The organism is Streptomyces sp. NPDC043878, assembly GCF_056435735.1.
In genome coordinates this window covers 62,419-80,778 of the sequence record NZ_JBWKDW010000001.1, presented here as the reverse complement: position 1 = coordinate 80,778, position 18,360 = coordinate 62,419, and the positions used below count along the sequence as shown (strand labels likewise).

The window sequence follows — 18,360 nt, the reverse complement described above, 5'->3', positions numbered from 1 at the left end:
CGCGGCCTTCGCGCGCCACCCCTTCCACGTGGTGCGTGCACGGCCGGAACCGTCAGTCCAGCCAGACCAGTGAGGGGAGCCCGGCCGTGCGTGACCACACCGCCGTCGTCGTTCCCCGATCCCGGTACGAGGTGATCCTGGTGTCCTCGTCCGCCCGGTGCCCGCTGCGCGGCCGGCACCGGAAGCCGTGACGAAGATCTGACGCCCACCTGCCGCAACCGGTGTTCCCGCGGTCGCCCTCGTACGCCGCCGCATGAACCCCCGGTGTCCGTAAGTCTGTCGACGTGCCGTCAGAGTCCGGCGATCGCGCTGCCCCTTTCCAGAACGACCGAAGGGCCCTGGGCCGTGCGTACCCACACCAACCCGCTCACCTCCGTCCGTAACCTGGGCATCCTCGCCCACGTCGACGCGGGCAAGACCACCGTCACCGAGCGGATCCTCTACGCCACCGGAACCACGCACCGGCGGGGCGAGGTCCACGACGGCACCACCGTCACCGACTTCGACCCGCAGGAACGCGACCGGGGCATCACCATCTTCGCCGCGGCGGCGAGCTGCGACTGGGACGGTCACCGCGTCAACCTGATCGACACGCCGGGACACGTCGACTTCGCCGACGAGGTGGAGCGTTCGCTGCGTGTCCTCGACGGCGCGCTCGCGGTGTTCGACGCCGTCGCCGGGGTCGAGCCGCAGAGCGAGTCGGTGTGGCGGCAGGCCGACCGGCACGGCGTGCCGAGGATCGCGTTCGTCAACAAGCTGGACCGCGCGGGCGCCGACCTGGACACGGCCGTCTCCTCGATCCGGGAGCGGCTGCATCCGGCCCCGCTGGTGGTGCAGCTGCCGATCGGGGCGGAGCACGGCTTCACCGGCGTCGTCGACCTGCTCCATCTCCGGGCGCTGACCTGGGCGGACACGAAGGACGGGGTCGAGGAAGGCCCCGTACCGGACGGTCTGCTGGAGGAGGCGCGGCGGCGGCGACGGCTGCTGGAGGAGACGGTGGCGGAACTCCACGCGGGTGCGCTGGACGAGTTCTGCGAGCGCTCCGCCCTCACCCCGCGGACCCTCGCCGCGGCCCTGCGGGACCTCACCCGCAGCGGCGACGGACTGGTGGTGCTGTGCGGTTCCGCGTACCGCAACCGCGGGATCGAGCCGCTGCTCGACGCCGTCGTGGCGTACCTGCCGTCCCCGCTCGACGTGCCCGCCGTACGCGGTACGCACGACGGGACGGAGCAGGAGCGGGCCGCCGACCCGGCGGCCCCGCTCGCGGCGCTCGCGTTCAAGGTGAACGCGACGGCGACGGGACGCCTGACGTACGTGCGGATCTACTCGGGGACGCTGGAACGGGGGGACACGGTGTGGGACGCGGGCGCGGGACGCGCCGAGCGGGCCGGGCGGATCCTGCGGGTGCAGGCCGACCGGCACGAACGGCTGGAGCGGGCGGTCGCGGGCGACATCGTGGCCGTGGCCGGGCTGAAGTCCGTCCGGGCCGGCGCGACGCTGTGCGCGCCCGGGGCGCCGCTCCTGCTCGAACCGCCCGGTGTCGCCGAGCCGGTGGTGTCCGTGGCCGTCGAGGCGCGCGGTGCCGGCGACGGCGACCGGCTGGCCACTGCGCTGGCGCGGCTCGCGGAGGAGGACCCGTCCCTGGTGGTCGGGACCGACCCCGAGAGCGGCCAGACGCTGGTGTCGGGCATGGGGGAACTGCACCTTGAGGTGGCGGTGGAGAAACTCCGGCGCGCCCACGGGCTGGAGGTCACCGTCGGCCGGCCCCGGGTGTCCTACCGCGAGACGGTCGGCCGGGGGGTGTCCGGTCTGGTCTTCCGGCACGTCAAACAGGACGGCGGGGCAGGGCAGTTCGCCCGGATCGTCCTCGACGTCGAGCCGCTGGAGCAGGGCACCGGGTTCGAGTTCCGGTCCGCCGTGGTGGGCGGGCGGGTGCCGCAGGAGTACGTCCGCGCGGTCGAGGCCGGCTGCCGGGACGCGCTCGGTGACGGGCCGCTCGGCGGTCATCCGGTGATGGGGCTGCGCGTCACCCTGACCGACGGGGCGACCCATGTGAAGGACTCCTCGGAGACCGCGTTCCGTACGGCGGGCCGCCTCGGTCTGCGGGAGGCTCTGCGCGCCTGCGCGATGGTGCTCCTCGAACCGGTCGCCGAGGTGACGGTGACCGTGCCCGAGGACGCGGTCGGCGGTGTGCTCGGCGACCTGGCGGCCCGGCGTGGCCGGGTCTCCGGTTCACTCGCCCGGGGCGGCACGGCGACCGTCACCGCCACCGTGCCGCTGGCCGAACTGTTCGGCTACGCGACCCGGTTGCGCAGCCGCACCCAGGGCCGCGGCACCTTCACGGCCCGGCCCGCCGGTCACGCGCCGGCGCCGGCCGTGACACCGGCGCGGTAGGTGCCGGGCGGCTCCTGTCCGTGTCCCGAACCCTGGGCGCGGGCGGGAGCCGTCGTGGGGGGCGGGTCAGGGGTACGACCCCGGGGTCGACCCTGCTGGTGGTGGCCTTGCCGGCGCGCGCCCGGGTCGGGGTGGCCGCCGCGGGGCAGGGCGCGGACGCGCCCGGACCTCGGGGCCGCCGGTGCCGGCACGGCCGGGAGTGCGGCGAGGGCGGGGGCGGCAGCGGCGGCCGCGGCGAGCTCGGATCGGCGGCGCACGGCGGGCGGTTCGGGGGTGTGGGGTGTGGGGCGGCTCGCCGGTTCGGGAAGTGACCCCGGGATGCGCTGGGGGCGCTCTCTCGCCGGGAGATGCTTCAACTGGTCGAAGAGATGCGTGAAGAGGCGCGACCGGAGTCGTGCAAGGTGTGCCGCACCCCTTGACGGGACCGGCTTCCGAGGTTTAACTCACGTCCTAAATTAAGCCATGAAGAACTCCGGAAGGGACACCCGGGAGCCATGCGCAGCATCCGAACCGCGGCCGTAGGCGCCGTCACCCTCTCTCTCGCGCTCGCCGCCTCGGCCTGCGGCGGCGGTTCGTCGACGGGCGGGTCCGACGACTCGCCCAAGACGCTCACCTACTGGGCCTCCAACCAGGGCGCCAGCATCGAGGTCGACAAGAAGGTCCTCCGGCCCGAGCTCGACAAGTTCGAGAAGCAGACGGGCATCAAGGTCAAACTGGAGGTCGTCCCCTGGTCGGACCTGCTGAACCGGATCCTCACCGCGACCACCTCCGGACAGGGCCCCGACGTCCTCAACATCGGCAACACCTGGAGCGCCTCGCTCCAGGCCACGGGGGCGCTGCTGCCGTGGGACGCGAAGAACTTCGCCGCGATCGGCGGCCGGGACCGCTTCGTCGAATCGGCGCTCGGCTCCACCGGGGCCGAGGGCAAGGACCCCGCCGCCGTGCCGCTGTACTCGATGGCCTACGCGCTCTACTACAACAAGAAGGCGTTCTCCGAGGCAGGGATCGCGGGGCCGCCGGCCACCTGGGACGAACTGATCGCCGACGGCAGGAAGCTGTCGAAGAACGGCAAGTGGGGCCTCGGCGCGGAGGGTTCGAACGTCTCGGAGAACATCCACCACACCTTCGTGTTCGCCAAGCAGCACGGCGCCGACTTCTTCACCGCCGACGGGAAGGCCGACTTCACCAACGACGGTGTCGTCACCGCGGTCAAGCAGTACGTCGACCTGATGGCCAAGAACAAGATCATCGCGCCGGGCAACGCCGAGTACGCCCAGAACCAGTCCGTGAGCGACTTCGCCAAGGGCAAGAACGCGATGCTGCTGTGGCAGTCCGCGTCCGCCAACCTCAAGTCCCAGGGCATGAGCGAGGCCGACTACGGCATCGCGCCCGTCCCCGTCCAGTCCGGCACCCCCGGCACCGGCGCAAACGTCAACTCCATGGTCGCCGGCATCAACCTGGCCGTCTTCAAGAACACCCACAACCTCGACGGGGCGCGGAAGTTCGTGAAGTTCATGACCGGCGACGCGGAGCAGAAGATCCTCAACACCGCGTACAGCTCCATCCCGCCGGTGAAGACCGCCCAGTCCGGCTCCGCCTTCAACACCCCGGCCAACGCCGTCCTCAAGAACACCCTCGCCGGCAGCGCCGCGGCCCTGCCCCAGGTCGCCGACGAGTCACAGTTCGAGACCGCCGTGGGCACCGCCGTCAAGGACCTGTTCGCCGACGCGGCCGCCGGACGCGCGGTCACCGAGGAGTCCGTGAAGGCGAAGCTCGCCAAGGCGCAGCAGCAGATGCCGGCGAGGTGAGCGACGCCGTGACGACCACTGCCACCGCGGAGGCCGCCGTGGCGGACGACCCCGCCGGTTCCACCGCGGCGGCGGCGCCAGGACCGCGCCGCCGCCGCGGCCGGGTCCGCCGCGCCGGACTGCCCTACCTGCTGCTCCTGCCCGCCCTGGTCCTCGAACTCCTGGTCCACCTGGTGCCGATGGTGATCGGCATCGTCATGAGCTTCAAGGAGCTCACGCAGTTCTACATCCGCGACTGGGGCACCGCGCCCTGGTCCGGCCTCGACAACTACACGGTGTCGGTGGACTTCGACGCCCCCGTCGGCAAGGCGCTGCTGCACTCCTTCCTCGTGACCGTCGCCTTCACCCTGCTGTCGGTCGCCCTGTGCTGGCTGATCGGCACCGCCGCCGCGATCTACATGCAGGACACCTTCCGCGGCCGCGGCCTGCTGCGCGCCCTGTTCCTCGTGCCGTACGCCCTGCCGGTCTACACGGCCGTCATCACCTGGGTGTTCATGTTCCAGCACGACAACGGCCTGGTGAACCACGTCCTGCACGACCAGCTGCACCTCACCGGCAAGCCGTCCTTCTGGCTCATCGGCGACAACGCCTTCTACGCCCTGCTCACCGTGTCGGTGTGGAAGGGCTGGCCGTTCGCGTTCCTCATCGTCATGGCCGGCCTGCAGAACATCCCCCGGGAGCTGTACGAGGCGGCCGCCCTCGACGGCGCCGGGATGTGGCAGCAGCTCCGCCGCATCACCCTGCCGTCGCTGCGCCCGGTCAACCAGGTGCTGGTCCTCGTGCTGTTCCTGTGGACGTTCAACGACTTCAACACGCCGTTCGTCCTGTTCGGCCGGACGGCACCGGAGGCGGCGGACCTCATCTCGGTCCACATCTACCAAGCCTCCTTCGTCACCTGGAACTTCGGCACCGGCTCCGCCATGTCCGTCCTGCTCCTGCTGTTCCTGCTCGTCGTGACGGGCGGCTACCTCGTGCTCACCTCACGCGGACGGAGGGCCACCACCGATGCCTAGCTCCCCGGCCTCCCCGATGGCCCCGCCCCGGTCCTTCCACTGGTCCCGGCGGATCTTCCTCACCCTGCTCACCGGCTTCGTCCTGCTGCCCGTGTACGTCATGGTCTCCAGCTCCCTGAAGCCCCTCGCCGACGTCACGGGCGAGTTCCGCTGGCTGCCCAGCGGCCTCACGATCCGCCCGTACGTCGATATCTGGTCGACGGTCCCGCTCGCCCGGTACTTCGTGAACTCGCTGATCGTGGCGGGCACGGCGACGGTCTGCTCGGTGGTCATCGCCGTCTTCTCCGCGTACGCGGTCAGCCGTTACGACTTCCGCGGCAAACGCGTGTTCACCGTCACCGTCCTGTCGACGCAGATGTTCCCCGGCATCCTCTTCCTGCTCCCGCTCTTCCTGCTCTACGTCAACATCGGCAACGCCACCGGCATCGCCCTGTTCGGCTCCCGCGGCGGCCTGATCCTCACCTATCTGACCTTCTCCCTGCCGTTCTCGATCTGGATGCTGATCGGGTACTTCGACTCGGTGCCGCGCGACCTGGACGAGGCGGCGCTGGTGGACGGCTGCGGACCGCTGGGCGCGCTGTTCCGGGTGGTCGTGCCGGCCGCGGTCCCCGGCATCGTCGCGGTCGCCGTCTACGCCTTCATGACCGCCTGGGGCGAGGTGCTCTTCGCGTCGGTGATGACCAACGACACCACCCGCACCCTCGCCGTGGGACTCCAGGGCTACTCCACGCTCAACGACGTGTACTGGAACCAGATCATGGCCGCCTCGCTGGTCGTCAGCCTCCCCGTGGTCGCGGGTTTCCTGCTGCTCCAGCGCTATCTCGTCGCCGGACTGACGGCGGGTGCCGTCAAGTGACCGACTCCGCCGCACACAAAGGGACTTCAGTGACCATCGACCTCGCCGCACTTCCGCACGACTTCCTGTGGGGCACGGCCACCTCGGCGTACCAGATCGAGGGAGCCGTGGCGGAGGACGGCCGTTCGCCGTCGATCTGGGACACCTTCTCGCACACCCCCGGCAGGATCGCGGGCGACCACCACGGCGACCTCGCCTGCGACCACTACCACCGCTGGCGCGAGGACATCGCGCTGATGCGCCGGCTCGGCACGAACGCCTACCGGTTCTCCGTCGCCTGGCCGCGCGTGGTTCCGGGCGGCGACGGGCCCGTCAACGCCAAGGGCCTCGCCTTCTACGACGAGTTGGTCGACGGCCTGCTGGAGGCGGGCATCACCCCGTCCGCCACCCTCTACCACTGGGACCTGCCGCAGACCCTCCAGGACCGCGGCGGCTGGCCGGAGCGGGAGACGGCCGAGCACTTCGCCGCGTACGCGTCCGCCGTCGCCTCCCGCCTGGGCGACCGCGTCACCCACTGGGCCACCCTCAACGAGCCGCTGTGCTCGGCCTGGATCGGCCACCTGGAAGGCACCATGGCCCCGGGCCTGACCGACCTGACAGCCGCGGTCCGCGCCTCCTACCACCTCCTGCTCGGCCACGGCCTCGCCGTGCAGGCCATCCGGGCGGCGGTACCGCAGGCCGGGATCGGCATCGTCAACAACCTGTCCACCGTCCACCCGGCCACCGACGGACCCGAGGACGTCGACGCCGCCCGCCGTATGGACGGCCACACCAACCGCTGGTGGCTCGACCCGGTCCACGGCCGCGGCTTCCCGGCCGACATGCGCGAGCTGTACGGCGTCGAACTCCCGGAACAGGCAGGTGACTTGGCGACGATCGCCGCTCCGCTGGACTGGCTGGGCCTGAACTACTACTTCCCCGCGACGGTCGCCGACGACCCCACCGGCCCGGCACCGCACGTCCGCTCCGTGCGCCGCCCCGGCGTCCCGCGTACCGGCATGGACTGGGAGATCGACGCCGGCGGCATCGAAGCGCTGCTGCTCCGCCTCACCGACGACTACGGCGCCCGCAAGCTGTACGTCACCGAGAACGGCTCCGCCTTCCCGGACGTCGTACGCCCCGACGGCACGGTCGAGGACCCCGAGCGCCAGGACTACCTGTCCGGCCACCTCGCCGCCTGCGCCGCCGCGGCCCGCAAGGGAGCCCCGCTGGCCGGCTACTTCGCCTGGTCCCTGCTGGACAACTTCGAGTGGGCGTACGGCTACGACAAGCGCTTCGGCCTCGTCCACGTGGACTACCGCACCCAGACCCGCACGATCAAGGGCACCGGCCACCGCTACGCGGACATCATCCGGGGCCACCGCGAGCGGAAGCGCGACGCGGCCTGAGACCCACGGGGGGGACGGGGGAGCGGCCGGTGGGCGCGGGTGCGGGAGCCTGCCCCGCCGGCCGGTGTCGCCGCCGGCCCGGAGACCCTCCGGGCAGCGCTCACCGGTCGGGCCACCGCGAGCGCCGGCACAGCGGCCGGCGCCGTCGTCAGGAAGCGATCCGCTCCCGCTCCGGCATCAGTTCCAGCACCTCCGCCAGGCACTCCTCCTCCATCCGGGAGGTGCGCCACAGCCACACGATGTCCCGGCCGAACGACCAGACCAGGAGCGCCAGGGCCACCGCGACGACCGCGAAGGTCCCCGTGTACGGCAGCAGGGCCGACGCGCCCAGCAGCAGGAGGACGCCCTGCAGCGCGGCCACCGTCTTGCGGGCCGTGCTCGGGGGCAGCGGCGCGTTCAGCCAGGGCATCACGCGGGCGGCGGCGACGAAGGCGTACCGCATGCCGCCGATCAGCAGGACCCACGGGCCCAGGGACATCGAGACGTACACGCTGAGCACCAGGATGAGGAACGCGTCGACCTCCATGTCGAACCGCGCGCCCAGCGGGGTCGAGGTGCCGGTGGCGCGGGCGACCTTGCCGTCCACGCCGTCGAGGATCAGCGCCACCGCCGTCAGACCCACGAACAGCGTCACCGGCGGCGAGCTCTCGAAGGAGTCCGCGACCAGCGCCGTCACCCCGCCCACCAGGGTCGCCCGGCCCAGCGTCACCCGGTTGGCCGGGCCGAAGGACCGCGGCCGGGAGCGGTGCAGCGCCCGGGAGAGGACCGCCCAGGTGGCGACGGCGAAGGCGAGTCCGGTCAGCCAGCCCGCCGGCCCCATGCCTATCGCCGTGCCGAGCAGAGCCAGCAACAGGACCTGCACGCCCGCCCCCACAGCGGTCTCCTGCTGGACCAGCCTTGCTTCGTACGTGTTGTTCAGGGCCACCGCACATTCCTCCGGCCAGGTGACAGATTTGATCAAGGCCGCGTACTGTGCGCGACCTGTGCACTCCTCGGTACGTGCACCGGTTGCCGATCGTTCAGGAGGACGCCGATGAAGCGCTCCGCACGCGCCTTTTGGCTCAGCTCTCCCGGCCGGGGGGAGGTACGGGACGTCACCCTGCCGGACCCCGGCGAGGACGAGGTCCTCGTCCGCTCGCTCTTCTCCGGAGTCAGCCGCGGCACGGAGACCCTCGTCTTCCGGGGCGGGGTGCCCGAGAGCCAGCACGCGGCCATGCGGGCGCCGTTCCAGGAGGGCGACTTCCCCGCACCGGTGAAGTACGGCTACCTCAACGTCGGCGTCGTGGAGGAGGGGCCGGCGGACCTGGTGGGACGGACCGTGTTCTGCCTCTATCCGCACCAGACGCGGTACGTCGTCCCCGCGAGCGCGGTGACGCCCCTGCCGGAACACCTGCCCGCCGCACGCGCGGTCCTCGCCGGCACCGTCGAGACGGCCGTCAACGCGCTGTGGGACGCGGCGCCCCTGGTCGGGGACCGGATCGCCGTGGTCGGCGGCGGCATGGTCGGCTGCTCGGTAGCCGCCCTGCTGGGCCGCTTCCCGGGCGTCCGGGTCCAGCTGGTCGACGCCGACCCCGCCCGGGCGAAGATCGCCGAGGCCCTCGGCGTGGGCTTCGCCCTCCCCGCCGACGCGCTCGGCGGGTGCGACCTCGTCGTCCACGCCAGCGCCACCGAACAGGGCCTGGCCCGCGCGCTGGAACTGCTCACCGCCGAGGGCACCGTCCTCGAACTGAGCTGGTACGGCGACCGCCAGGTCAGCCTCCCGCTGGGCGAGGCGTTCCACTCCCGCCGGCTCGTCATCCGCAGCAGCCAGGTCGGCAGCGTGTCCCCGGCCCGCCGCTCCAGCCGCAGCTACGCCGACCGGCTCGCGCTCGCCCTCGACCTGCTGGCCGACCCGGCGCTCGACGCCCTCGTCACCGGGGAGTGCGCCTTCGAGGAACTGCCCGAGGTGCTGCCGCGTCTGGCCTCCGGTGCGATCCCCGCGCTGTGCCACCGGGTCCGCTACGACGACGCCGGGTAACGGACCCGTTCCGTCCGGTACGGCCGGAGCCGCCCCGCGGCGCCTGACCTGAGAAAAGGGTGAGGAACGGCTGAACACGGGGAAGCGAGGAGCCGTACTACACGGCATCCCCGGCAGCGATCGGCGGGGGATCAGAGGCGCCGCACCTGGAGGGTCGTCCGTTGTTCAGCATCACCGTCCGCGATCACATCATGATCGCCCACAGCTTCCGGGGCGAGGTCTTCGGTCCCGCGCAGCGTCTGCACGGAGCGACGTTCCTGGTGGACGCCACCTTCCGGCGCGAGCAGCTGGACGACGACAACATCGTCGTCGACATCGGACTGGCCACCCAGGAACTCGGGGCCGTCGTCAGCGAGCTGAACTACAGAAACCTCGACAACGAGCCCGACTTCGCCAACGTCAACACCTCGACCGAGTTCCTGGCCAAGGTCATCGCCGACCGGCTCGCCGACCGTGTCCACAAGGGCGCGCTGGGCGAGGGCGCCAAGGGCCTGGCAGGGCTCACCGTCACGCTGCACGAGTCGCACGTAGCCTGGGCGAGTTACGAGCGTGCGCTGTGACCGACGCGACCCTGGAGAAGGCGACGCTCGGCTACGTGCCCGTGCAGCAGCCCGTCCTGAAGAACGCCGAGATCATCCCCATGTCCCTGCGCTCCGTGCACTTCGTGATGCCCGGCAGTGTCCACGACGCCACCGCGCCGAGCGGCGGCAACGCCTACGACCGGCGCGTGTGCCTGGACCTGCCGGGCTTCGGCTGGCAGGTCCACCGGCACCTGGCCGACGGCGACTGGCCGCGGCCCGCGGAGGCCGACCGGGCCCAGCTCGCCCGCACCCTGCGCGAGCTGCCGGACGGCACGGTCGTCCTGCTCGACGGGATCGTCGCCTGCGGGGTCCCGGAGATCGTCGTCCCCGAGGCGCGGCGGCTGCGGCTGGCCGTCCTCGTGCACCTCCCGCTCGGCGACGAGCGGGGCATCGACCCCGCCGTGGCCGCGGAACTCGACGCGTCGGAGCGCACGGTGCTGCGCGCCGTACCCGCCGTGATCGCCACCAGCGACTGGGCGGTCCGCCGCCTCGTCTCCCATCACGGGCTCGCCCCCGAGCGGGTCCATGTCGCCGCCCCCGGCGCCGACATCGCGCCCCTCGCCTCCGGCACCGACGGGGTCTCCCGGCTGCTGTGCGTGGCCTCGGTGACCCCGCGCAAGGGGCAGCACCGGCTGGTCGAGGCGCTGGCCACGGTGACCGACCTGCCCTGGAGCTGCGTCTGCGTCGGCGGCCTCGGCCACGACCCCGAGTACGTCGCCGGACTGCGGGACCTGATCAAAAAGTACGGCCTCCAGGACCGCCTGCACCTCGCGGGCCCGCAGGCCGGTGCCGAACTCGACGCCAGCTACGCCGCCGCCGACCTGATGGTCCTCACCTCCTACGCCGAGACGTACGGCATGGCGGTCACCGAGGCCCTCGCCCGCGGTATCCCGGTGCTGGCCACCGACGTCGGCGGGCTCCCGGAGGCCGTCGGACGCGCCCCCGACGGCGGGGTGCCCGGCATCCTCGTCCCACCGGAGGACCCCGCCGCCCTCGCCGCGGAACTGCGCGGCTGGTTCGGCGAGGCGGACGTACGACGCCGGCTGAAGGCGGCGGCCAGGGGCCGGCGAGCCGCCCTGGACGGCTGGGCGACGACCGCCCGCAGCCTGGCCGGAGTGCTGGGCCGGCTGCCGGGCGAACCCAGGAGGCCGGCATGAGGGAGACGACGATGACCCAGCACGGCGGAAAGACCGCGGCTCAGCCCGGACCCCGGGAGGCCGCCGACCACGCGGACTCCGTCATCCCCGGCGCGGGCCCCACCGCCCGCCCCGGCGAGCGCGCCACCGTGCGGCTGCGCGAGGCCGGCCCCGACGAACAGGCCCGCTACGCCCCCGAGTGGCTGGAGCTGCGTGAGGGTGCCGACGCCGGCGCCCGCTCGGGCGACCTGCTCGACCCGCTGCGCATCCGCCTCGCCAACCTCCCCGGCCGCAGCGACGGGCTGGTCGTGCACGACCTGGGCTGCGGCACCGGTTCGATGGGCCGCTGGCTCGCCCCCCGCCTCGACGGCGCCCAGCACTGGATCCTGCACGACCGCGACCCCTACCTGCTGCACTTCGCCGCCGTCGCCTCGCCGCGGTCCGCCGCGGACGGCAGCCGCGTCACCGTGGAGACCCGGCGCGGCGACATCGCCCGGATCACCCCGGACGCCCTCGCCGGCGCGCACCTGGTGACGGCCTCCGCACTGCTGGACGTCCTCACCCGTGAGGAGATCGACACCCTCGCCGCCGCCGTGACCGGAGCGGGCTGCTCGGCGCTGCTGACGCTCTCCGTGGCCGGGCGCGTCGAGTTCGCCGACCCCGATCCGATGGACGCCGAGCTCGCCGAGGCGTTCAACGCCCACCAGCGCCGCGGGGGCCTGCTCGGCCCGGACGCCGTCACCGCGGCCCGCGAGTCCTTCTCCGACCGCGGCGCCACGGTACGGCTCGACCCGAGCCCCTGGCGGCTGGGCCCGGCCGAGTCGGCGCTCACCGCGCAGTGGCTGCGCGGCTGGGTCGGCGCGGCCGTGGAGGAGCGCCCGGAGCTCGACGCGCGCGCCGAGCGCTACCTGCGCGAGCGCCTCGCCGCCTGCGCCGCCGGGGAACTGCGCGTCGTGGTCCACCACAGCGACCTGCTGGCGCTGTCCCGGCCGACGGGCGGAGCGGCATGAGCGTGCAGACCGTGAAGGCCCTGACCGTCGGCCGGCCCGGCACGATCCCGCTCGCGCGGCGGCCGGAACCCGCCGTCGCGATGGTCGTCGCCGGTCCACGCCCGTCGGCGGGACGGACCCCCGCGTCCGAGGGGGACGCGGGAGTCCGCGCCGACGCCGCGGTCTCCGCGGCCCGCATCGGCGTGATCGTCACCGCGCCCCGCACCGAGGCGGCCCCGCGCTCCGCCCGGGTCGGCGCCGCCCTGCGGGCCGCGCTGGCAAGACTGAATTCCCGCGCCCTGCGCACCCACTTCGGCACCGTCGCCGGCGTGGCCATCCTCGCCGCACTGCTGTGGCGGCTGGGCACCGGCGTCTTCCTGGACGGGCTGCGCCGGATCGACGGCGTCAGCCTGCTCGCCGCGCTGGCGATCGGCCTGGTCACCACCGTGTTCAGCGCCTGGCGCTGGCAGTTGGTGGCCCGCGCGCTGCGCGTCCGGCTGCCCTTCGGCCCGGCCCTCGCCGACTACTACCGCGCCCTGTTCCTGAACGCGGCGCTGCCCGGCGGCGTCCTCGGCGACGTGCACCGGGCGGTACGGCACGGGCAGAGCGCCGGCGACCTGGGCCGCGGCGTCCGCACGGTCGTCCTCGAACGGGCCGCGGGGCAGGTCGTGCTGGCCGTGGTCGGCGCCGCCGTGCTCCTGACGATGCCGTCCCCGGTCCTGGCCGACGCCCGGCAGGCCGCCCCGCTGATCGGCCTCGCCGCACTGGGCGGGCTCGCGATCGCCGTGGCCCTGCGGATGAACCGGGCACCCTCCCGGCGGGGACGGGCCCTGCGCGCAAGCCTGGCCGAGGCGCGCGAGGCACTGCTGTCGCGCCGCAACGGACCGGGCGTCGCCCTGTCGTCCGCCGTCGTGCTGGCCGGCCACCTCGGGATGTTCGTGCTCGCCGCCCGCGTCGCCGGATCGGCCGCCTCGGTCGCCGTACTGCTGCCGCTGGCGGTCCTCGCGCTGCTCGCCATGGGCGTGCCGCTGAACATCGGCGGCTTCGGTCCCCGGGAGGGCGTCACCGCCTGGGCGTTCGGGGCGGTCGGCCTCGGCGCGAGCAGCGGCCTCGCCGTCGCCGTCGTGTACGGCGTGCTCAGCTTCGCGGCGAGCCTGCCCGGCGCCCTCGTCCTGGTCGCCCGCTGGGCCGCCGGACTGCGCGCGGGCTCCGGGTCGGACGAGCCGGCCCCGGAGCCCCGCCCCGCGGCCGGCGGCGACTACTCCCGGCCGGAGCCGTCCTCCGAGGTGAGCAGCGCCAGGTACGCGCCGAAGGAATCCGCCAGGCTCGCCAGCAATTCCTTCCCCTTTTCCGCAGAACCCAGCGAGGGACGGCCTATGACACCCGAATCGGTGTAGCCGGACATACCGAGGGAGAGCAGATGGCGCCGGTCGTCCGCGACGAAATCGGAAGACTCGTAGCCGGGACGGAGCAATTCGGGATGAGCGTGCAGAAGGATGGAGGTCTCGATTTCCCCCGCGTGCATGTCGGTGAGGAGCGAGGTCACGACCCCCGCCCGCTCACGCGCCGTCTCCCAGTCCTCCGCGGCCGGGAAGAGCGCCATGCGCTCGCCGCGGGCGGAGGATTCCTGAACGACGTTGCCCAGTACGTAGTTTCCGCCGTGCCCGTTGACCACCACCAGGCAGTCGACGCCGGACCGGCGGAGCGAGGCGGCGATGTCACCCACCACCGCGTGAAGGGTCACCGAGGAGATGCTGACGGTCCCCGGCCAGGCCGCGTGCTCGTGCGAGCAGGAGATCGTCACCGGAGGGAGGAGGTGCACCGGGTACGCAGCGGCGATCTCCCGGGCAACGGCACAGGCGACGAGCGTGTCCGTCGCCAGCGGGAGGTACCGGCCGTGCTGCTCGAAGCTGCCCACCGGAAGGACGGCCACCTGTCGTGGGACACCCGCCCCCCGGGCCCGTACGTCTTCCGTGGTGTCCGTCGGCAACATACCGTGTACTGCCGACCGCACTGGTGAATCACTCATTTCTCCACGGCCTTTCGTCTCTGCTTAGGAACCAGATCATGACAGACAACATTGGCGTACTCGGCACGAAGTCCCCGCAGCGCACGGGAGTCGAACGCGTCGTGAATGCGCCGCTGCCCACCGTGTACGGGAAATTCGAGGCGGTCGGCTATCTGGACCACGACCGCGGTGACGAACAAGTGGCCCTGGTCTACGGCGACATCGGCACGGACGACGTGCTCACCCGGCTCCATTCCGAGTGCCTGACCGGTGACGCGTTCGGCTCGCAGCACTGCGAGTGCGGCGACCAGCTCGCCTCCGCGCTGCGCGCGGTCGTCGCCGAAGGACGCGGCATCGTCGTCTACTTGCGAGGACACGAGGGCCGGGGCATCGGTCTGCTCGGCAAGCTGCGGGCGATGGCCCTGCAGGCGGAGGGCCTGGACACCGTCGAGGCGAACCTCGCGCTCGGCCTGCCGGTGGACGCCCGCGACTACGGCGTCGCCGCCGAGATCCTGCACGACCTCGGGGTGCGCTCGGTGCGCCTGATGTCCAACAACCCCCGCAAGCGCGAGGCGTTGGCCGAACACGGCATCGAGGTCGCCGAGACGGTGCCGCTCCTGATCCCGCCGTGCGAGAACAACATCACGTACCTGCGCACCAAGCGGGAGCGGCTCGACCACGTCCTGCCGCATCTGGACGCCGTGGCGCACTGGTCCTGAGCCGCCCGCGCCCCGGTCCGCACAGACCTCCTCGCAGAAGCCCCCCACCACGGGGTCGGTCCCGGCAGCCGTGCCCCGGCGGCCGGGACCGGCCAGGCAGGGAGACGTGCCCGTGAACACGCAGGCCGCAGTGGTCGTCATCGGCGGCGGGGTGATGGGGACGAGCATCGCCTACCACCTCGCCCGGGCCGGGGTGCGTGACGTCGTCCTGGTCGAGCGGGACGAACTCGCCGCCGGCTCCACCTCCCGCGCCGCGGGCGGGGTCCGCGCCCAGTTCTCCGACGAGCTCAACATCCAGCTGGGCGCACGCAGCCTGGAGGCGTTCGGCCGGTTCGAGCAGGAGACCGGGCACGACATCGGCCTGCACCGGGTCGGCTACCTGTTCCTGCTGTCGACACCCGAGGAGGTCGCCTCCTTCGAGGCGGGCGTGCGGCTGCAGAACTCCCTGGGCGTGCCCAGCCGCATGATCGACCCGGCGGCGGCCCGGCGACTGTCCCCGCTGATCACCACCGACGGCCTGCTGGCCGCCGCCCACTCGCCCGACGACGGCCACTGCACCCCCGAGGCCGTCGTGCACGGCTACGCGGCCGCCGCCCGCGCGCACGGCGCCCGGATCCTGCGGCACACCGAGGTCACCGGCGTCGAACTGCGCGGCGGCCACATCACGGCCGTCACGACCACCCTGGGCCGCATCGCCACCGACACCGTCGTCTGCGCGGCCGGCGCCTGGTCCCGGGCCGTCGGCGCCATGGTCGGGGTGGACCTGCCCGTGCAGCCGCTGCGCCGCCAGATCGCCGTCACCGAACCGGTCGCCGCGCTGCCGCCCGCCTTCCCCATGACGATCGACTTCGGCACCAGCCTCTACTTCCACGCCGAGGGCCCCGGTCTCCTCGTCGGCATGTCCGACCCCGACGAACGCCCCGGCTTCGCCACCGACACCCACGACCGCTGGATCCCCCGTCTGTGCGCCGCCATGGAACGGCGCGCCCCCGCCCTGCTGGACCTGCGCCGCACCGGCGGCTGGGCGGGACTGTACGAGGTGACCCCGGATCACAACGCCCTGATCGGCGAAGCGCCCTCGGTCTCCCGTTTTCTGTACGCGACCGGCTTCTCGGGCCACGGCTTCCTCCAGGGACCCGCCGTGGGAGAGGTCGTCCGCGACCTCTACCTGGGCCGCGTACCCTTCGTGGACGTCAGCCCGTTGAGCGCCGGCCGGTTCGCGGCCGACGCCCCGCGTCCGGAGGTCAACCGCGTATGACCGAGCTGCATCTGTGGCTGCGCCACGAGGACCGTTCCACCGAGCGACGCACCCCGGTCGTGCCGTCCGACGCCCGGCGGCTGGTGGCCGGCGGCGTCACGCTCACCGTGGAGGAGTCCCCGCAACGGATCTTCCCGGTCGAGGAGTACGAGGCGGCCGGCTGCCGGACCGCGCCCGCGGCCTCCTGGGTGTCGGCGCCCGAGGACGCGGTCGTCCTCGGCCTCAAGGAACTCCCGGACCGGCCCGCCGAACTGACCCACCGCCACATCTTCTTCGGGCACGCCTACAAGCGGCAGCCGGGCGCCGCGGACCTGCTCGGCCGGTTCGCCGCCGGGGGTGGCGCCCTCTTCGACCTCGAGTACCTGGCCGACGCCGACGGCCGCCGGCTCGCCGCCTTCGGCTACTGGGCCGGCTACCTCGGCGCCGCCCTCGCCGTCCTGCGCCACCGCGGCCGGCTGCCCGTGCCCCTCACCCCCACCGACAAGAAGGCACTGGACGAGAGCCTCCAACGCGCTCCCGGCGACGAGGAGTTCACCGCGCTGGTGGTCGGCGCCCTGGGCCGCAGCGGCCGGGGCGCCCGCGCCGCGTTCACCGCCTCCGGCGTCGACCCCACCTGCTGGGACCTCGCCGAGACCCGGGACCTGGACCGGCGGGCCCTGCTGGACCACGACGTGATGGTCAACGCGGTCCTCGCCACGAGCCCCGTGCCGCCCTTCGTCTGCGAGACGGACCTCGACGACCCGGCCCGCCGGCTGCGCACCCTGTGCGACGTCACCTGCGACGTCGGCTCGCCCCTCAACGTGCTGCCGGTCTACGACCGCACCACCGAGTGGGCCGAGCCGGCCCGCCGGCTGCGCGAACAACCGCCGCTCGACCTCATCGCCATCGACAACCTGCCGTCCCTGCTGCCGGAGGAGTCCAGCACCGACTTCTCGGCCGCGCTGCTGCCCCAGCTGCTCGACTTCCCCGGCGGCGCGTGGGCGCGCTGCCTCGACCGTTTCCACCAGGCCCTGGAGGAGGTCCGACGTGACTGACCGGGTTCCCGCGAGCGGCACCGTCCACTGGGTCGGCGCCGGCCTGTCCACGGGCAGCGGCCTGGCCACGCTGTGCGACACGGCCGGCGAGGTCCGGCTGTGGCACCGTACCGAGGAGCGTGCCGCGACCGCGCTGGACGCCCTGGGCCTGGCCGGACGCGCCGCACCCCGCGCGTACACGCCCGCCGGGCTCGCGGCCGAACTGGCGCCCGGTGACGTCGTGGTGTCGATGCTGCCGGCGCCCGAGCATCCCGGCCTGCTGGCCGCCTGCGTCCGGGGCCGGACGCACTTCGCGTGTTCGAGCTACGTCTCCGACGCGGTCGTCGCGCAGCTGCCAGGGGCCGAGGCGGCCGGGCTCGTCGTCCTGACCGAGGCGGGCCTCGACCCGGGCATCGACCATCTCTTCGCGCACAGCCTGACCGGCCGGGCCAGGGTCGCGGTCGGCGCCGGCACGGCCGGGACCTCCTACAGCCTCACCTCGTACTGCGGGGGCGTGCCCGCGGTCCCCGACGACTTCCGGTACCGCTTCAGCTGGGCGCCCGCCGGGGTCCTCAACGCCCTGCGCGCGCCCGCCCGTTACCTTGAGGACGGCACCGAGACCACCGCCGGGCGGCCGTGGGAGGCGACCCGGCGGCTCGTCGTCGAGGGGGAGACCTTCGAGGCGTACCCGAACCGCGACAGCGTGCCCTTCGTGGAGCAGTACGGTCTGCCCTCCGCCTGGCGGCCGCGCGACTTCGTCCGCGGCACCCTGCGTCTGGACGGCTGGCTGCGGGCCTGGGACGCCGTCTTCGAGGAGCTCAAGGTCGGCGACGACGCCCGGATCGCCGCGCTGGCGGGCGAGTTGGCCGCCGCGCATCCCACCACGGAGGCCGACCGCGACCGTGTCGTCCTCGCCGTGTCGCTGGACGTCCACGCACCGGAGGGAAGGACCTGGTCGGGCCGCTATCTCCTGGACCTGGTGGGGGACGCGCGGGAGAGCGCGATGGCGCGCTGCGTCTCCCGTCCGCTGGCGCTCGGCGTCCGTCACATCCTCGACGGTTCCCTGCCGCCGGGCCTGAACCGGGCCGCGGAGAACGCGGCGCGGTCCGAGCGCTGGCTGGGTGAACTGGCCGAGGAGGGGCTCGACTTCACCCTGCGCGTCGACCAGCGGGAGTAGCGG

General features: G+C 73.2%; 15 protein-coding genes and 1 pseudogene. 14 read left to right on the top strand and 2 right to left on the bottom strand.

Features of this window, described 5'->3' with window-relative positions; all coding sequences use genetic code 11:
* Positions 1–345: 345 nt before the first annotated feature.
* The 5 genes from fusA (at position 346) to AC07AZ_RS00325 (ending at position 7,459) form a co-directional block, all read left to right on the top strand.
* The gene (gene fusA, locus AC07AZ_RS00345) at positions 346–2,394 is read left to right on the top strand and encodes an elongation factor G (protein ID WP_478842172.1); all 2,049 of its coding nucleotides are present in this window, start codon (positions 346–348) and stop codon (positions 2,392–2,394) included.
* 494 nt (positions 2,395–2,888) lie between these two features.
* Positions 2,889–4,202 (top strand): ABC transporter substrate-binding protein, encoded by a 1,314-nt coding sequence (locus AC07AZ_RS00340; protein ID WP_478842170.1) that lies wholly within the window; start codon positions 2,889–2,891, stop codon positions 4,200–4,202.
* Positions 4,203–4,210: 8 nt separating this feature from the next.
* The gene (locus AC07AZ_RS00335; RefSeq protein ID WP_478842168.1) at positions 4,211–5,215 is read left to right on the top strand and encodes a carbohydrate ABC transporter permease; all 1,005 of its coding nucleotides are present in this window, start codon (positions 4,211–4,213) and stop codon (positions 5,213–5,215) included.
* A 16-nt stretch (positions 5,216–5,231) separates the two neighbouring features.
* Positions 5,232–6,071: a carbohydrate ABC transporter permease gene (locus AC07AZ_RS00330; protein ID WP_478843393.1), complete on the top strand. Its 840-nt coding sequence runs from the start codon at positions 5,232–5,234 to the stop codon at positions 6,069–6,071.
* Positions 6,072–6,100: 29 nt separating this feature from the next.
* A complete protein-coding gene (locus AC07AZ_RS00325; RefSeq protein WP_478842166.1) occupies positions 6,101–7,459 on the top strand; it encodes a GH1 family beta-glucosidase in 1,359 nt (452 codons plus the stop codon).
* 148 nt (positions 7,460–7,607) lie between these two features.
* Here the strand turns inward: AC07AZ_RS00325 and AC07AZ_RS00320 are convergent, their stop codons facing one another.
* A complete protein-coding gene (locus AC07AZ_RS00320) occupies positions 7,608–8,384 on the bottom strand; it encodes a CDP-alcohol phosphatidyltransferase family protein (protein ID WP_478842164.1) in 777 nt (258 codons plus the stop codon).
* 108 nt (positions 8,385–8,492) lie between these two features.
* Here AC07AZ_RS00320 and AC07AZ_RS00315 point away from each other — a divergent pair, with 108 nt between their 5' ends.
* The 5 genes and pseudogenes from AC07AZ_RS00315 to AC07AZ_RS00295 all read left to right on the top strand — a co-directional run.
* A complete protein-coding gene (locus tag AC07AZ_RS00315; protein WP_478842162.1) occupies positions 8,493–9,476 on the top strand; it encodes a zinc-dependent alcohol dehydrogenase in 984 nt (327 codons plus the stop codon).
* A gap of 161 nt (positions 9,477–9,637) precedes the next feature.
* Positions 9,638–10,036 carry a 6-pyruvoyl trahydropterin synthase family protein gene (locus AC07AZ_RS00310; protein WP_478842160.1) on the top strand — a complete coding sequence of 133 codons (399 nt, stop codon included), beginning with the start codon at positions 9,638–9,640 and terminating at the stop codon, positions 10,034–10,036.
* Positions 10,033–11,214 carry a glycosyltransferase family 4 protein gene (locus AC07AZ_RS00305; protein ID WP_478842158.1) on the top strand — a complete coding sequence of 394 codons (1,182 nt, stop codon included), beginning with the start codon at positions 10,033–10,035 and terminating at the stop codon, positions 11,212–11,214. Before AC07AZ_RS00310 ends, AC07AZ_RS00305 begins: the two co-directional genes overlap by 4 nt.
* Complete coding sequence (locus AC07AZ_RS00300) at positions 11,211–12,203, top strand: class I SAM-dependent methyltransferase (protein WP_478842156.1); 993 nt, start codon at positions 11,211–11,213, stop codon at positions 12,201–12,203. The genes AC07AZ_RS00305 and AC07AZ_RS00300 overlap by 4 nt, the downstream gene beginning before the upstream one ends.
* Positions 12,200–13,276, top strand: a pseudogene (locus AC07AZ_RS00295) (lysylphosphatidylglycerol synthase transmembrane domain-containing protein); the annotation flags it as partial. The gene AC07AZ_RS00300 and the pseudogene AC07AZ_RS00295, both read left to right, overlap by 4 nt.
* A gap of 164 nt (positions 13,277–13,440) precedes the next feature.
* On the opposite strand, the gene AC07AZ_RS00290 reads toward AC07AZ_RS00295, so the two are convergent.
* Entirely contained in the window at positions 13,441–14,211 is a 771-nt protein-coding gene (locus AC07AZ_RS00290; RefSeq protein ID WP_478842154.1) for a creatininase family protein, read from the bottom strand.
* Positions 14,212–14,249: 38 nt separating this feature from the next.
* On the opposite strand from AC07AZ_RS00290, the gene ribA reads away from it, so the two are divergent.
* The 4 genes from ribA to AC07AZ_RS00270 all read left to right on the top strand — a co-directional run bounded on the left by ribA (position 14,250) and on the right by AC07AZ_RS00270 (position 18,357).
* Positions 14,250–14,909 carry a GTP cyclohydrolase II gene (gene ribA, locus AC07AZ_RS00285; protein ID WP_478842152.1) on the top strand — a complete coding sequence of 220 codons (660 nt, stop codon included), beginning with the start codon at positions 14,250–14,252 and terminating at the stop codon, positions 14,907–14,909.
* Between the two features lie 112 nt (positions 14,910–15,021).
* On the top strand, positions 15,022–16,167 hold the full coding sequence (locus AC07AZ_RS00280; protein WP_478842150.1) for an NAD(P)/FAD-dependent oxidoreductase: 1,146 nt from the start codon (positions 15,022–15,024) through the stop codon (positions 16,165–16,167).
* Positions 16,164–17,201 carry a saccharopine dehydrogenase gene (locus AC07AZ_RS00275; RefSeq protein WP_478842148.1) on the top strand — a complete coding sequence of 346 codons (1,038 nt, stop codon included), beginning with the start codon at positions 16,164–16,166 and terminating at the stop codon, positions 17,199–17,201. Before AC07AZ_RS00280 ends, AC07AZ_RS00275 begins: the two co-directional genes overlap by 4 nt.
* Positions 17,194–18,357 carry a saccharopine dehydrogenase family protein gene (locus tag AC07AZ_RS00270; RefSeq protein ID WP_478842146.1) on the top strand — a complete coding sequence of 388 codons (1,164 nt, stop codon included), beginning with the start codon at positions 17,194–17,196 and terminating at the stop codon, positions 18,355–18,357. The genes AC07AZ_RS00275 and AC07AZ_RS00270 overlap by 8 nt, the downstream gene beginning before the upstream one ends.
* The last annotated feature ends 3 nt before the right edge of the window (positions 18,358–18,360 follow it).